Raw genomic sequence first — 14,470 nt, forward strand, 5'->3', positions numbered from 1 at the left:
AGGTGACAGCATTGGGAGTTATTAATGTTCTTGACAAGCACGTTGCAGAGCTTATCGCGGCAGGCGAGGTCGTTGAAAGACCTGCTTCCGTAATCAAGGAGCTGATTGAAAATTCAATAGACGCAGGCGCGAAGAACATTACCGTTGAAATCAAAAACGGCGGAACTACCTTTATGCGCGTCACTGACGACGGCTGCGGAATTGCGCGTGACGATGTAAAGGTCGCGTTCCTCCGCCACGCCACAAGTAAGGTTAAGTATGAAAACGACCTTAACAATATTTCTACCCTTGGATTCAGGGGAGAGGCTCTCGCTTCAATCAGCGCGGTGTCGAAGCTCCAGCTGATTACGAGGAACGTAAGCGAGGACGTCGGAACAAGTTATATTATTGAAGGCGGCGAGGAAATTTCTCTCGACGACGCAGGCTGTCCTGTTGGAACAACGTTTATTATCCGTGATTTGTTCTACAACATCCCTGCAAGGGCAAAGTTCCTTAAAAAGGACGTCTCCGAGGGTATCAGCGTTTCGAATATAGTTGACAAAACAGCGCTTTCACATCCCGAAATCGCGTTTACATATATCCGCGACGGCAAGCAGTCGCTTAAGACCTTCGGTGACGGCAAGCTGCTATCGGCAATCTATTCCGTATTCGGCAGAGAATTTGCAAACGGCTTAATCCCTGTCGATTATGAGCTGAATTCCGTAAAAATTTCAGGCTATGTTTCAAAGCCTGTTCACTCGCGCCCAAACCGCAATATGCAGAATTTCTTTATTAACGGACGTTACGTTAAGTCAAGAACCGCTATGGCGGCGATTGAAGAAGCGTTTAAGGGCTCGATTATGGTCGGAAAGTTTCCGTCCTGCGTGTTAAACATCACCGTTCCGTTTGAGGTGATCGACGTTAACGTTCACCCTGCAAAAATTGAGGTGCGTTTTGTTAACGAACGCCCTGTTTTCGACGCGGTTTATCACGGCGTAAAGTCCTCGCTCCTTAAAAACGACAACAAAAAGCAGGTGACCTTTAAGAATAACACCGCTTTTAACGATATTAAAAAATTCAATCCGTTCACAAGCGGCGGATATATCATTCAAAAGGAAGAAAAGGCAAAGGCTAAGATTACACCTGAGAAAAAGCCTGTTCAGCCCCAGCCTAAAAGCGATATTATCTCAGAACTCGACATTAAGCCCGATATTGACAATCTCAGAGTTTCAGACAACGACAATCCGTTTGAGATTTACTCAAAGCAGGCTGTCAGAAACGAAAAGCTCAAAGAGCAGAAGATTGAGGAATTCAAAGCAAAGGCGAGGGAAGAACAGCAAATTCCGCTGATTGACCCCGATTTCGAGGAAGAAACAATTGAGGCAGAGCCCGAAATAGACTTTGTTCAGCAAAAGCTTGATATTGAAAACAACAGTGAGCTGACCGTTACCGAAAATCACAATTCAATTCCCACTCTGCTTGATGAGCAGGAGGATGAGATTAAGTACATTGGCGAACTGTTTGACACATATATAATCGTCGAGAAAAACAAAAAAGAGATGATTCTCATCGACAAGCATGCCGCTCACGAGAGAATTATTTACGAAAAGCTCAAAGCGGAAAAGGCAGGCGCTTCCGCGCAAATTCTTTTGCAGCCTGTCACCGTAACCCTCGGCAAAAACGAATACGACGCGGCGATTAATAATCTGCAAATGTTCTCCGACTGTTCGTTTGACGTTGAGGACTTCGGCAATTCAACTGTGATTGTCAGAAGCGCTCCGCAGTATATCGACGCGGCTGAAATACCTGACTGCATAACCGAGATGGCAGGTTATATCGCGCAGGGCAAGACCGATATTTACACCGAGAAAATGGATTGGTTTTACGCAAATGTCGCTTGCAGAAGCGCGGTAAAGGCAGGCAACAGGAACAGCGCCGACGAGCTCATTGAGCTTATTAAAACGCTTGAAAAAAATCCGCAAATCAGATACTGCCCGCACGGCAGACCGATTTGCGTTACCATGAAAAAATCCGAGATTGAAAATCAGTTTGGCAGGGCGTGATTATTTGAACAACAAAATTAAATTAATCACGGTTGTAGGGCCTACCGCCTCAGGCAAGACAAGGCTCGGCGTTGAGCTTGCAAAAAGGTACGGCGGTGAGGTAATCTCGGCGGATTCAATGCAAATTTACAAGGGTATGCAAATTGCTACCGCAAAGCCCACTGTTGAGGAAATGCAGGGAATTCCGCATCACCTGATGGATTTTCTCGAACCTAATCAAACGTATTCGGTAGCGATGTTTGTTGACGACGCGAAGAAGTGTATTGAGGATATTTCCTCAAGAGGTAAAATTCCGGTTATTGTCGGGGGAACAGGCTTATATGTCGATTCTCTCCTCAACAACATCAGCTTTCACGAAAGTCAGCGCGATACCGAGCTTAGCGAAAAACTCCGGGAATTGTATTATACCGAAGGTGTTGATTATCTTCTCGATATGCTCAGAAAATTTGACGGAGAATCGGCTGAACGTCTTGAAACAGAAAAAAATCCTAAACGCATTATCCGCGCGATTGAGTTTTATAAAACCACAGGCATTACCATCACCGAACAGAATAAGAATTCAAAAAACGAAGAAAGTCCGTACAGCGCTATCAAGCTCGGACTTAACTTTGAGGACAGACAAAAGCTTTACGACCGAATCAACAAGCGCGTTGACCTTATGGTTGAGGCAGGGCTTATTTTGGAAGCAAAGCGTGTTTTCAACTCAGAGCTTAGCTTTACTTCCGTAAAAGCTATCGGCTACAAGGAGCTTTTTCCTTACTTAAAAGGAGAGCTCCCTTTGGAAGAATGTATTGAAAAGTTAAAACAGGAAACACGAAGATACGCCAAACGACAAATCACGTGGTTTAAGCGTGACAAGGAAATTAACTGGCTGTATCCCGACAAAGCAGATTCACTTGAACAGCTTTTTGAGCAGGCGGTTCAAATTACAGACAAAGGATTGACTTATGGATAAACTGCTATTTAAAAGAATACTGGTTGCGGCGCTTACCGTGCTTGCGGTGGTATATGTTGCATATCTGCTTATAAGCGCAAACTTTGATATGTACCCAACGGAGAACGCCGTTATGGTAACCGTTACAGATAAAATCTATTCAAACGGATTTATTATCCGCGATGAAAATATTATTCCGAACAACACAAACGGAATTTTGTCCTACTCCTGTTCAAGCGGAGACACCGTGAACATCAAGGGAGAAATCGCGAAGGTCTACTCCAATGAGAAGGACGCTATTGCGCAGTCTATGGCTGACAAGCTTCAAGCAAAAAAGGACTCGCTTGAATACATACAGAAGAATACAATCTCAGGCACAATGAGCCTTGATATAATAAACAACAACATCAAGAGCAAGCTGATTACTTACCTTGACGACGCCAATAAGCACAATATAACGGGCGTAAAGTCGGACTCGGATAATCTGCTCGCTTCAATCAACCAAAGACTGCTCTACACAGGCAACCTTAAAAACTTTAACGCGGAAATCAACGACCTCTCCGCTGAAATAGAAACGCTCAGGTCGTCCGCAGGAAAGAGCACAGGTTCTATTGAAAGCCCGAAGGCAGGATATTTCTCGGAGTACTGCGACGGATATGAAAACGCCGTAAAATATTCCGATATTGACAACCTGACTTTGGACGGACTGAGAAACATCAAGCAGTCGGATGTTCCTGACAACACCGCAGGAAAGGTTGTCAGCAACGTTAAATGGTATGTAGCCTGCGAGGTCAGTCACGACGATGCGCAGAACCTTACAATCTGGGACAGCGCCGTTACGGTGCTTTTGACCGAGGCGAGCACCGAGGCTATTCCTGCCGAGATTTATAAGATTACCCAGAACTCCGACGGTAAAGCGCTTGTAATTTTACAGTGCGACTATATGAACAACGGTCTTTTGCAGGCAAGGCAAGAGCCTATCGAAATCGGACTCGGAACATTTACGGGACTTCGCGTGAGCAAACGCGCTATTCACGACGATTACGTTACAAAGACCACTTATGACGAGAACGACAATTCTCACAAGGAGCAAAAGAAGGTTCAGGGCGTTTATGTGCTCTACGGAAGCGAGGTTCAGTTCAAGCAAATCTCAATCCTCTATTCTGACGACGATTATGTAATCTGCGACACTCAGCCCGAGGAAGGTATTTTGTTTAACGGCGAGACAATCTCGCTCTACGATAAAGTTATTATAAAAGGAGATGACTTGTATGACGGCAAGGTCATTAGCTGACGTTGAATATAACTACAAGGTAATTAACGAGAGGATCGCGGAGGCGGCTCAGAAAATCGGCAAAAAGCGTGAGGACATTACCTTCCTCGCCGCTACAAAAACCGTTGACGCCGCTACGATTAACCACGCGATATCGCTCGGACTTGACCATATCGGTGAGAACAGGGTACAGGAGCTGCTCTCAAAGTATGAGGATTATAACCTTGAGAATTGCTCTTTGCAGTTTATCGGACATCTTCAGACAAACAAGGTTAGGCAGATCGCCGGCAAGGTTGATTTGATTCAGTCGGTAGACAGCCTAAAGCTTGCAAAGGAAATTTCTAAGGAATCGAAGAAAAGGAATATCACAACCGATATATTGGTAGAAGTCAATATCGGCAGGGAAGAAAACAAGTCAGGCGTGTTTGAGGAACAGCTCGAAGAATTGCTTTGCCAAATCGCTGAATTGGAGTCAATTTCGGTCAGAGGACTGATGACAATACCCCCGATTTGTGATAATACACGAAAAATTCAAAAATATTTTAATAATATGCACAAGTTATTTATTGACATATCGCAAAAAAAATTAGATAATATAAATATGAGTATATTGTCGATGGGTATGTCAGCCGACTACTACGAGGCAATACTCGAAGGCGCAAATATGGTAAGAGTTGGTTCTTCGCTTTTCGGAGCAAGAAACTACACATAACAGGAGGAAAAGTAAATGGCAGGAATTGTTAACAAGTTTAAACGTATGTGGGACGCTCCCGACGACGAGTACGAGTACGACGAGTACGGCTACGCCGACGACGGAGACGATTACGAAGAAGAGGAACCTGTTAGGGAGAGACCGAGACAGACATCAACCGGTTCTTCCAGAAACAAGGTTGTAAATATTAACGCTACCGCAAAGCTTCAGGTTGGTATCTTTAAGCCCGAGCGCTTTGGTGAGGAAACAAGAGCTATCGCTGACGAGCTTACTAAAACTCACACCGTAGTTCTTAACCTTGAGGACACCAACAAGGATATGGCGAGAAGAATTCTCGACTTCCTCAGCGGTGTTGCTTACGCAAACAACGGTAAAATCAAAAGAGTTGCCTCCAACACATATATTATTATTCCCAGCAACGTTGATTTGACAGGCGACGATTTACTTGACGAGCTTGAAAACAGCGGTGTATACTTCTGATAAAGACAAGCTTTTTATATCCAAGCTCGATGACGCGGTCTTTTTATGCCAAAAACGGCAAAAGCCATATTTCTTTTCGTTTTTAAGCGAGGCGGAGCAGGCTCAGGCAGAGAGATATCTTAAATCTGTCGGATTTAACAGCTACAGCTTTTTCGGCGGATACGAGCAAAGCGAACGCAAGGTTCTCTGTCTGGATTTTTATGAAGATAATCCTGAATTTCCTATTGCGGCGGTTCAGTTTAGCTTCCGTCCTGCGGACAAGCTGACTCACCGCGACTTTTTAGGGGCGTTGATGTCGCTCGGAATTGAGCGCGAGACAGTCGGGGATATATTGGTAGAGGACGGCAGGTGCGTCGTTTTTGTAAAAAGTGAGATTGCCGAGTATATAAAATCGCAGATTTCGAAAATCGGCAGAGCAGGAGTAAAGGTCGGTGACGCCGACTTGAACTCTTTGCCGAAGGGCAGAGGAGTAGAGGAAAAGTCCGTTATCGTGTCATCCGCACGGCTTGACAATATTGTTGCGGCTGTTTCCGGGCTCTCGCGCGAAAAGACAAAAAGCGTGATTTTATCGGGCAGTGTTACCCTGAATTTTATTGAGTGTACAAATATCAGCAAAACCGTGAATGAAGGCGACACTCTGACAATCAGGGGAAAGGGTAAATTCAAAATTAACGGTGTACTGGGTGAGACCAAAAAACATCGGATAAGAATATCAATTATTCATTACAGATAAGGAGAGGAATATATGTTAACTATTGATGAGATTAAAAACGTCAGCTTTAGAAAAGCGTCCTTCAGCGGCGGATATAACGCTGAGGATGTTGACGAGTTTATCGATGAGGTAATCGCCTCTTTTGAACAGCTCAAAAAAGAAAAGACAAACCTTGTACATAAAATCGACAGACTTGCTACCCGTCTCGAGGAGTACAGAGCCGACGAGGAAACCGTCAGAAACGCTCTGCTCACTTCTCAGAAGATGAGCGACGCCTGCATCAAGGAAGCAAAGGAAAAGGCAGGCAGAATTATCCGCGACGCAGAGGAAAAGGCTCAGGCTCTTTCCGTTGAGGCTAACAAAATGACAGCTATGGAGAAGGACAACTACCTTTCACTTCAGGCTGACACCGTTGCCCTCAGAAACGAGCTTATCGAGCTTTACAGAACTCACATTAAGGCTATTGACGAGCTTCCCACCTCGGTTGACCTCGAAAACTCACAGAAGGCTCTTGACGAGAAATATCCCACAGAGCCTGTTGCAGAGGATGAGATTAACTACGCTCCCGCAGAGGAAGTTAAGACCGAGCCTGCTCAGCCGGTACAGCCTGTTCAGGAGGTTCAGCCCAAGATTTCTGAGCCTGCTGACGATACAAAGGTTGCCGTAAAGCGCCAGAGCAAGTTCAATCACCTTAAATTCGGAGATAACTACGACGTTTCTGCCGAATAATTAATAAACAAATTACTGGAGAGATTAAACAATGTCCCAAGATTATAACGCAACCCTTAATCTGCCTAAAACCGATTTTCCAATGCGTGCAGGTCTGCCCAAGAGCGAGCCTGAAACGCTCAAAAATTGGGAGGAGGAAAAGCTTTACGACAAGCTGATGGAGCATAACGAAGGCAAACCGCTCTTTGTGCTTCATGACGGACCTCCGTATGCTAACGGCGATATCCACCTCGGCCACGCACTTAATAAAATCTTAAAGGACTTTATTGTTCGTTACAAAAATATGGCAGGCTTCAAGGCTCCGTTTGTTCCCGGTTGGGATACCCACGGACTGCCCACAGAGCTTAAAGCCAGACAAAAAGCCGGTATCGGCAGCTCTGCCGATATCTCTGTAGTAGAGCTCAGAAAGCTCTGCGAGGAGTTTGTTACCGGTTATATTAACGACCAGCGCGAGCAGTTCAAGCGCCTCGGCGCAATCGGAGAGTGGGATCACCCCTACATTACCTTAAAGCATGAGTTTGAGGCAGAGCAGATTAAAGTTTTTGCCGAAATGGCAGACAAGGGCTACATCTACCGCGGTTTAAAGCCCGTTTACTGGTGTCCCGAATGTAAAACCGCTCTTGCGGAAGCTGAGATTGAATATGCTGAGGATCCCTGCCATTCAATTTACGTAAAATTCCAAGTTACCGATGACCTCGGCAAGTTTTCCGCTATGGGCATTGACCCGTCTAAGGTGTTCTTTGTAATCTGGACAACCACCACATGGACTCTTCCTGCAAACGTAGCAATCTGCGTAGGTCCGCGCTATGAGTACTCCGTTATTCAGCACGGCGACGAGTACTACGTAATGGCTACCGATTTGTATAAATCCGCAATGGAAGAAGCCGGAATTACCGACTACTCCGTTGTTGCGACTATCAAGGGCAGTGAGCTTGAGTATATGAAAACTCAGCATCCGTTCCTTGACCGTGAGTCGCTGCTTATTGTCGGTGACCACGTAACTCTCGAAAGCGGTACAGGCTGCGTTCATACCGCTCCCGGTCACGGTGTTGACGACTACAACGTTTGCCGTAATTACCCCGAGATTCCCGTAATCTGCCCGGTTAACGGCGACGGCGTTCTCACCGAGGAAGCAGGAGAATTCGCGGGTCTTACCACCGACGAGGCAAACAAGAAAATCGCCATCAAGCTTGATAATGACGGCAATTTGTTTGCTCTTAAAAAGATTATCCACCAGTATCCGCATTGCTGGAGATGTAAATCTCCCATTCTTTTCAGAGCGACAGACCAGTGGTTCTGCTCGGTTGACGACTTCAAGGACGAGGCCGTTGACGCAATCAACACTGTTGAGTGGATCCCTGCCTGGGGTAAGGACAGAATTACCTCGATGGTTCGCGACAGAAAAGACTGGTGTATCTCTCGTCAGAGAAAATGGGGTGTGCCTATCCCGATTTTCTACTGCAAGGACTGCGGCGAGCCCCTTATTGAAAAGGACGCTATGCTAGCTGTTGCAGAGCTTTTCGGCAAGGAAGGCTCTAACGCTTGGTTCGACCACGACGCAAGCGAGATTTTGCCCGAGGGTACAAAGTGCAAAAAGTGCGGATGCGCTGATTTTGATAAAGAAAAGGATATTATGGACGTTTGGTTCGACAGCGGTTCATCACACACCGCCGTTGTAAAGCGACGTGATTACCTTAAATTCCCTGCTGACCTTTACCTTGAGGGTAACGATCAGTACAGAGGCTGGTTCCAGTCCTCGCTCCTTACATCTGTTGCCACAACAGGCGTTGCTCCTTACAAGGCCGTACTTACTCACGGTATGATTTTGGATATGGAAAAGCGCAAGATGAGTAAATCTCTCGGCAACGGTATCAGTCCCCAGGAGGTTATCAAGCAGTACGGTGCTGACGTTCTCCGTCTGTGGGTTGCTTCCTGCGACTACCAGTCAGATGTTAACATCTCCTTTGATATTCTTAAACAAACTTCGGAATCGTACAGAAAAATCAGAAATACCGCAAGATACATTCTCGGCAACCTCTCTGATTTTAACCCCGATACCGATATGGTATCTCTTGACGAGATCACCGCAATCGACAAGTGGGCTCTCCTTAAGCTCAACAGCCTTATCGACAAGGTTAAGGATGCGTATGACAAGTACGAGTTCCACATTGTATACCACAGTATTCACAACTTCTGCGTTGTTGATATGTCTAACTTCTATCTTGACGTTTTGAAGGACAGACTTTATACCGAGAAGGCTGACAGCAAGCTCAGACGTGCCGCTCAGACCTCGATTTATCTTATCCTCAACGCCATGACAAGAATGTTAACCCCGATTTTGGCTTATACTTCAGATGAAATCTGGAAATATATGCCTCACCGCGAGAGCGACGTTAAATCTCATGTCATTTATAACGATATGCCCGAAAAGGTTGATATCGCTTATGACGAGGAGTTTATGAACTTCTGGGATGAAATTCACAACCTCAGAGACGACGTTAAAAAGTCGATTGAGCCCCTTGTTAAGGAAAAGACAATCAAGGGCTCGCTCGAAAGTAAGGTTACTCTTTCGGCAGGTAACGCTAAGCTTGACTTCCTCAAGAAGGCTGAGTCAGAGCTTAAGGATGCGTTTATCGTTTCGGAGCTCGAGGTTAAGGACAACGGCGGAGAGCTTGAAATCAGCGTTGAAAAGGCTGAGGGCGAGAAGTGCGAGCGCTGCTGGGCTATCAGCAAGACGGTCGGACAGAACAGCGAACATCCTACGCTTTGCAGCCGCTGCTGTGAAAACCTTAAATAGTATAATTATAATTAATAAATCGGTGCGATTTTGGTTGCGCCGATTTATCTTTCGGAGGAATTATGCCTTTTATCGCTTTGATTATAGCCGCCGCGGTGGTTGCCGTAGACCAGATAATTAAGATTAGCGTTGTAAATAACATCAAGCCTGCCGGTACAGTTGACGTTATCCCCGGAGTTTTTAAGCTCAGCTATGTGGAAAACCGCGGAGTTGCCTTCGGTATGTTTCAGGACAACCGCTGGATTTTCGTTGTGCTTACTTCGCTGATGATTATCGCCATTATTCTCTATATGTTCATTAAACGTCCGCAGGGCAAGCTGTTTTATGTGCTTGCAGGACTTATCATCGGCGGCGGTATAGGCAATCTTATCGACAGAATTCTCTACGGCTATGTTATAGATTATCTAAGTCTTTCGTTCTTTCCGCCGGTGTGCAACTTTGCGGATTACTGCATTACGGGCGGTGTAATCGCGCTTGCGGTGTATATTATGATTAAGTCCGCCAAGGGTAAAAAGGAAATTAAAAATGACTGAGCACAGGCTTGAATGTGTAACCGACGGCGTGAGGGCTGATAAGTTCGTAGCCGAAAGCGGTATAGGAATTTCAAGAAGCTCGGCTGTATCTCTTTTTGAAAAAGGGCTTGTCAGCGTTAACGGCAAGGCTGTTAATAAAAAGCAAAAGCTCAGCGCAGGGGATATTGTCACGGTAAATGTGCCTGAGCCTGTCGCTTATGAAGCCAAGGCTGAGGACATTCCGCTCGATATTGTCTACGAGGACAGCGACTTGCTTGTTGTTAATAAGCCCAAGGGAATGGTAGTTCACCCTGCGGCAGGAAACTTCGACGGAACGCTTGTAAACGCTCTGCTGTACCACTGCGGAGACAGTCTGTCGGGAATTAACGGCGTTATGCGCCCGGGAATTGTCCACAGAATTGACAAGGACACAAGCGGTCTGCTGATTGTCGCAAAGAACGATTTTGCCCACACGGGACTTGCCGAGCAGATTAAGGAGCACTCTTTTACAAGGGAATATGAGGCGGTTGTGTTCGGCAATCTCAAAGACGACAGCGGTACGGTTGACGCGCCTATCGGCAGAAACCCGAACGACCGCAAAAAGATGTGCGTTACCGAAAAGAACAGCAAAAAAGCCGTTACTCACTACAGCGTTATCGAGCGCTACAGGGGTTATACCCACATAAAATGCAGGCTTGAAACCGGAAGAACCCACCAGATAAGGGTTCATATGGCGTACCTCGGTCATCCTGTTGCAGGCGATTTGGTTTACGGAGTAAAAAAAGAGAAGGTCGGCTTTGAGGGACAATGCCTGCACGCAAAGAAAATCGGCTTTGTTCATCCGAGAAGTAAAGAGTACCTCGAATTCAATTCAGAGCTTCCGCAGTATTTTGCTGAGTTTTTGGAAAAATTAAAGAAAATAAGTTCTTAATTCATTATTATAAAAATAATTGAAAAAAGGACTTGAATTATTAATTCCTTTATGGTATAATATTTTAGCATTTGGTTCCGTCGTGACCTGCGACGTGGCTCAAATAACGGTTTTATGCCGTCATTTAAGAACTGATAGTCCGCTGCTTTTAGGTATGAATATCGGGTAAATATTAGGAGGATAAAAATGGACGCATTAAAAACAATTGCTGCCGGTTCGGTTAAAGAGACTACTCCCGAGTTCGGTATCGGTGATACTATCAGAGTATCAGTAAACATTCGTGAAGGTAACAGAGAAAGAATTCAGATGTTCGAGGGCACTGTAATTGCCAAGAGAGGCAGCGGTGTTGCTGAGACATTTACCGTAAGACGTGTAGCCTACGGCGTTGGCGTTGAGAGAGTATTTCCTCTCCACTCACCAAACGTAAAGGACATCAAGGTTGTTCGTTACGGTAAGGTTCGCAGAAGCAAGCTTTATTATCTCCGTGACAGAGTTGGTAAGGCTGCTAAGGTTAAGGAACAGATTCGTAAGTAAATTCTCGAATACTTAAAGGGGGACTTGCTTAAAGTTCCCCTTTTTCTTACACTACAGGATAATTGCTTCATTGGCACTTTATGACAAAGCAGGTGAACGAATTGAGCGATAATAAAAAAGGCTTGGATAAAGACTACGACCTCGCTGTTGAGATAAATCCCGAAATGTATCTTTCTAAAGATAAAAAGGACAAAACTCCCGATTACGACGGCTACTATGTGCCTTATAAGGCGGATGCTGAGCCTGAAAAAGAAAAAGAGCCGCCAAAAACCGAGGACGGCAAGGAATATTTTCTCTCCGCAAAGGAGGAGGGCGGTACGGCAGGTCTTTACGACTGGATCCGCTGTATTGTTTTTGCTATTGCCATTGTCGTTGTATGCCTGACGTTTGTGTTCAGACTGGTTGACGTTGACGGCACATCTATGAACGACACGCTTCAAACTAACGACAAGGTAATTGTAACTAATCTTTTTTACCAGCCCAACAATAACGATATTGTCGTTATCTCTCACGGCGCTGAGTACAAAAAGCCCATCATCAAGCGCGTTATCGCCAAGGAAGGCCAGACTATTAAGCTCGATAAAGAGAATGACCGCATTATCGTAGACGGCGTTGTAATTGACGAGCCGTATATTAAGGGCACAACCTTCTCGGGCAATTACGGCAACAATGATATTCCCGAGGTTATTCCCGAGGGCAAGCTTTTTGTAATGGGTGATAACCGTCAGGTGTCGCTTGACAGCCGGAGCACGGAGATTGGTCTTATCGACGTAAAGGATGTTATCGGCAAGGCTCAGGTTGTAGCTTTTCCGTTTAACCACTTCGGTTATCTTTATTAATCAACTAATCTAAAGCCTGTTTCATCAGTTTGAAATAGGCTTTGTTTTTTATAAAGTGAGGAAAAATATGAGTGATATGCAAAATATTCAATGGTTTCCCGGCCATATGACGAAAACCAAAAGGCAGATACAGGCTAACCTAAAGCTTGTTGACGCCGTGGCTGAGCTTATCGACGCGCGTATTCCGGTAAGCAGCCGCAACCCCGACTTAAACGGAATTATTCAGAGTAAGCCGAGGGTAATACTCCTTAACAAGTGCGATATGGCTAATCAGACCGCAACCAAGATGTGGATTGATTACTTCGCAAAGCAAAATATTACAGCGATTGCCGTTGACTGCAAAAGCGGAAGAGGGCTTAATAAGTTTCCGCAGGCGGTTAACAAGGTGCTTGCGGAGAAGATTAACAGGCTTAAATCAAAGGGTATGAAAAATCCGATGATGAGGATAATGATTGTCGGAATTCCGAACGTCGGCAAGTCCTCGTTTATCAACAGAATTTCCAGGCAGAACCGCGCTAAGGTTGAGGACAGACCGGGCGTTACAAGGGGTAACCAGTGGTTTACCATCTCGAATAACCTCGAAATGCTCGACACTCCCGGAGTTTTGTGGCCTAAGTTCGACGATAAAATCGTTGGCGAACACCTCGCGTTTACCGGTGCTGTTAAGGATCAGGTAATCGACACCGAGCTTTTGGCGGTACGTCTGCTCGACTTCCTAAAACGCCTGAAGCCTGCGGAGTTTATCGAGCGCTTTAAGCTTGAAGATATGGATTTTGAGAATACAGATTCCTATGAGCTTTTACGTTATATAGGAAAAAAGAGAGGAATGTTGGTGTCGGGCGGAGAAATCGACACCGAGCGCGCTTCGATTATGCTCCTTGACGAGTTCAGGGCGGCGAAGCTCGGCAGAATTACGGTTGAAATGCCCGGAAGACCTTTAACGGAGAATTGATATGGATTGGCTTGAATTTGAAAAAGAAGCTGCGGCAAAGGGCTATAAGGCTGTTTGCGGAGTTGATGAAGCAGGCAGAGGACCTCTTGCAGGGCCTGTATGTGCGGCGGCGGTAATACTGCCCGAAAATACTATTATCGAGGGAGTTAACGACTCTAAAAAGCTCAGCGAAAAAAAGCGTGAAGCGCTCTTTGACGTTATAAAGGAACAGGCTTTGTCCTACTCAATAGCCTTCGCAAGCGTTGAGGAGATTGAAGAAATGAACATCTTAAATGCCACAATGCTTGCTATGAAAAGGGCGGTAGAGGAGCTTGATGTCAAGGCTGACTACGCTATGATTGACGGCAACCGACTGCCGAACCTCGATATTGACAGTGAGTTTATCATCAAGGGTGACGCAAAGTCAATGTCCATCGCGTGCGCGTCGATTTTGGCGAAGGTGTCGAGGGACAGGCTTTTGTACAAGTATGCCGAGGAATTTCCCGAATATTCATTTGACAAGCACAAGGGCTACGGCACAAAGGTGCATGTTGAGGCGCTCAAAAAATACGGTCCTTGCAAGTACCACAGGCTGAGCTTCCTGACAAAGATTTTGAACAAATGATTAAGCATACAACAAAAAAGACAGGGGATAGGGGCGAGGACTACACCGCCGCTTACCTCAAAAAGAACGGATATAAAATCCTAAGCCGAAACTACCGCAAAAGCTACGGAGAGATTGATATTATCGCTTCAAAGGGTAAAACAATCTGCTTTGTAGAGGTCAAAACCCGTCACAGCGGTACTTTATCTCAGCCTTATGAGGCGGTTGATTTTCGCAAGCAGAGTAAAATAATCAAAACCGCAACCGCATATCTTATACAGAACAGCATAGAGAGCGAGTGCAGGTTTGATGTCAGCGAGGTTTTTGTCGATAAAGAAACCTTAAAGCTCGACAGAATAAATTATATCGAGAACGCTTTTATAATTAATCTTTGACAATCTGCGAATAATGTAGTAAAATAAATTGTTACAGTTTATCGA

Annotated in this window: 15 protein-coding genes; all 15 read left to right on the plus strand. The window is 45.4% G+C overall.

The genetic code is table 11. From position 1 onward, the window contains the following. Window positions 1-11: 11 nt before the first annotated feature. The gene (gene mutL, locus AB1I50_RS00680) at window positions 12-2,042 is read left to right on the plus strand and encodes a DNA mismatch repair endonuclease MutL (protein WP_407724300.1); all 2,031 of its coding nucleotides are present in this window, start codon (window positions 12-14) and stop codon (window positions 2,040-2,042) included. A gap of 4 nt (window positions 2,043-2,046) precedes the next feature. After that, the gene (gene miaA / locus AB1I50_RS00685; protein WP_407724301.1) at window positions 2,047-2,997 is read left to right on the plus strand and encodes a tRNA (adenosine(37)-N6)-dimethylallyltransferase MiaA; all 951 of its coding nucleotides are present in this window, start codon (window positions 2,047-2,049) and stop codon (window positions 2,995-2,997) included. After that, window positions 2,990-4,270 carry a biotin/lipoyl attachment domain-containing protein gene (locus tag AB1I50_RS00690; protein WP_407724302.1) on the plus strand — a complete coding sequence of 427 codons (1,281 nt, stop codon included), beginning with the start codon at window positions 2,990-2,992 and terminating at the stop codon, window positions 4,268-4,270. The genes miaA and AB1I50_RS00690 overlap by 8 nt, the downstream gene beginning before the upstream one ends. Beyond that, entirely contained in the window at window positions 4,248-4,961 is a 714-nt protein-coding gene (locus AB1I50_RS00695) for a YggS family pyridoxal phosphate-dependent enzyme (RefSeq protein WP_407724303.1), read from the plus strand. The genes AB1I50_RS00690 and AB1I50_RS00695 overlap by 23 nt, the downstream gene beginning before the upstream one ends. Window positions 4,962-4,976: 15 nt before the next feature. Then, window positions 4,977-5,441 (plus strand): cell division protein SepF, encoded by a 465-nt coding sequence (locus AB1I50_RS00700; protein ID WP_407724304.1) that lies wholly within the window; start codon window positions 4,977-4,979, stop codon window positions 5,439-5,441. After that, window positions 5,428-6,174: a YlmH family RNA-binding protein gene (locus tag AB1I50_RS00705; RefSeq protein WP_407724305.1), complete on the plus strand. Its 747-nt coding sequence runs from the start codon at window positions 5,428-5,430 to the stop codon at window positions 6,172-6,174. The genes AB1I50_RS00700 and AB1I50_RS00705 overlap by 14 nt, the downstream gene beginning before the upstream one ends. 12 nt (window positions 6,175-6,186) lie before the next feature. Further along, window positions 6,187-6,882, plus strand: a complete 696-nt coding sequence (locus tag AB1I50_RS00710) for a DivIVA domain-containing protein (protein WP_407724306.1) — start codon at window positions 6,187-6,189, stop codon at window positions 6,880-6,882. Between the two features lie 31 nt (window positions 6,883-6,913). Further along, entirely contained in the window at window positions 6,914-9,679 is a 2,766-nt protein-coding gene (gene ileS, locus AB1I50_RS00715; protein WP_407724307.1) for an isoleucine--tRNA ligase, read from the plus strand. 62 nt (window positions 9,680-9,741) lie between these two features. Beyond that, entirely contained in the window at window positions 9,742-10,212 is a 471-nt protein-coding gene (gene lspA, locus AB1I50_RS00720; protein WP_407724308.1) for a signal peptidase II, read from the plus strand. Next, complete coding sequence (locus tag AB1I50_RS00725; RefSeq protein ID WP_407724309.1) at window positions 10,205-11,122, plus strand: RluA family pseudouridine synthase; 918 nt, start codon at window positions 10,205-10,207, stop codon at window positions 11,120-11,122. Before lspA ends, AB1I50_RS00725 begins: the two co-directional genes overlap by 8 nt. Before the next feature lie 186 nt (window positions 11,123-11,308). Further along, window positions 11,309-11,656, plus strand: a complete 348-nt coding sequence (gene rplS / locus AB1I50_RS00730) for a 50S ribosomal protein L19 (protein WP_407724310.1) — start codon at window positions 11,309-11,311, stop codon at window positions 11,654-11,656. Between the two features lie 101 nt (window positions 11,657-11,757). Beyond that, window positions 11,758-12,495 carry a signal peptidase I gene (gene lepB / locus AB1I50_RS00735; protein WP_407724311.1) on the plus strand — a complete coding sequence of 246 codons (738 nt, stop codon included), beginning with the start codon at window positions 11,758-11,760 and terminating at the stop codon, window positions 12,493-12,495. Between the two features lie 67 nt (window positions 12,496-12,562). After that, window positions 12,563-13,447 carry a ribosome biogenesis GTPase YlqF gene (ylqF, locus tag AB1I50_RS00740; protein ID WP_407724312.1) on the plus strand — a complete coding sequence of 295 codons (885 nt, stop codon included), beginning with the start codon at window positions 12,563-12,565 and terminating at the stop codon, window positions 13,445-13,447. 1 nt (window position 13,448) lies between these two features. Further along, window positions 13,449-14,051: a ribonuclease HII gene (locus tag AB1I50_RS00745; RefSeq protein ID WP_407724313.1), complete on the plus strand. Its 603-nt coding sequence runs from the start codon at window positions 13,449-13,451 to the stop codon at window positions 14,049-14,051. Next, window positions 14,048-14,425: a YraN family protein gene (locus tag AB1I50_RS00750; RefSeq protein ID WP_407724314.1), complete on the plus strand. Its 378-nt coding sequence runs from the start codon at window positions 14,048-14,050 to the stop codon at window positions 14,423-14,425. The genes AB1I50_RS00745 and AB1I50_RS00750 overlap by 4 nt, the downstream gene beginning before the upstream one ends. Window positions 14,426-14,470: the final 45 nt, after the last annotated feature.

The organism is Ruminococcus sp. NATIVEDY161 (assembly GCF_045819895.1).
Lineage (GTDB): Bacteria > Bacillota > Clostridia > Oscillospirales > Acutalibacteraceae > Ruminococcoides.

Bases quoted from the DNA above. Each gene is read 5' to 3' on its own strand.
- AB1I50_RS00690 (WP_407724302.1), top strand. From the start codon at position 2,990: ATGGATAAACTGCTATTTAAAAGAATACTGGTTGCGGCGCTTACCGTG.
- AB1I50_RS00695 (WP_407724303.1), top strand. From the start codon at position 4,248: ATGACGGCAAGGTCATTAGCTGACGTTGAATATAACTACAAGGTAATT.
- AB1I50_RS00700 (WP_407724304.1), top strand. From the start codon at position 4,977: ATGGCAGGAATTGTTAACAAGTTTAAACGTATGTGGGACGCTCCCGAC.
- AB1I50_RS00710 (WP_407724306.1), top strand. From the start codon at position 6,187: ATGTTAACTATTGATGAGATTAAAAACGTCAGCTTTAGAAAAGCGTCC.
- ileS (WP_407724307.1), top strand. From the start codon at position 6,914: ATGTCCCAAGATTATAACGCAACCCTTAATCTGCCTAAAACCGATTTT.
- lspA (WP_407724308.1), top strand. From the start codon at position 9,742: ATGCCTTTTATCGCTTTGATTATAGCCGCCGCGGTGGTTGCCGTAGAC.
- AB1I50_RS00725 (WP_407724309.1), top strand. From the start codon at position 10,205: ATGACTGAGCACAGGCTTGAATGTGTAACCGACGGCGTGAGGGCTGAT.
- rplS (WP_407724310.1), top strand. From the start codon at position 11,309: ATGGACGCATTAAAAACAATTGCTGCCGGTTCGGTTAAAGAGACTACT.
- ylqF (WP_407724312.1), top strand. From the start codon at position 12,563: ATGAGTGATATGCAAAATATTCAATGGTTTCCCGGCCATATGACGAAA.
- AB1I50_RS00745 (WP_407724313.1), top strand. From the start codon at position 13,449: ATGGATTGGCTTGAATTTGAAAAAGAAGCTGCGGCAAAGGGCTATAAG.
- AB1I50_RS00750 (WP_407724314.1), top strand. From the start codon at position 14,048: ATGATTAAGCATACAACAAAAAAGACAGGGGATAGGGGCGAGGACTAC.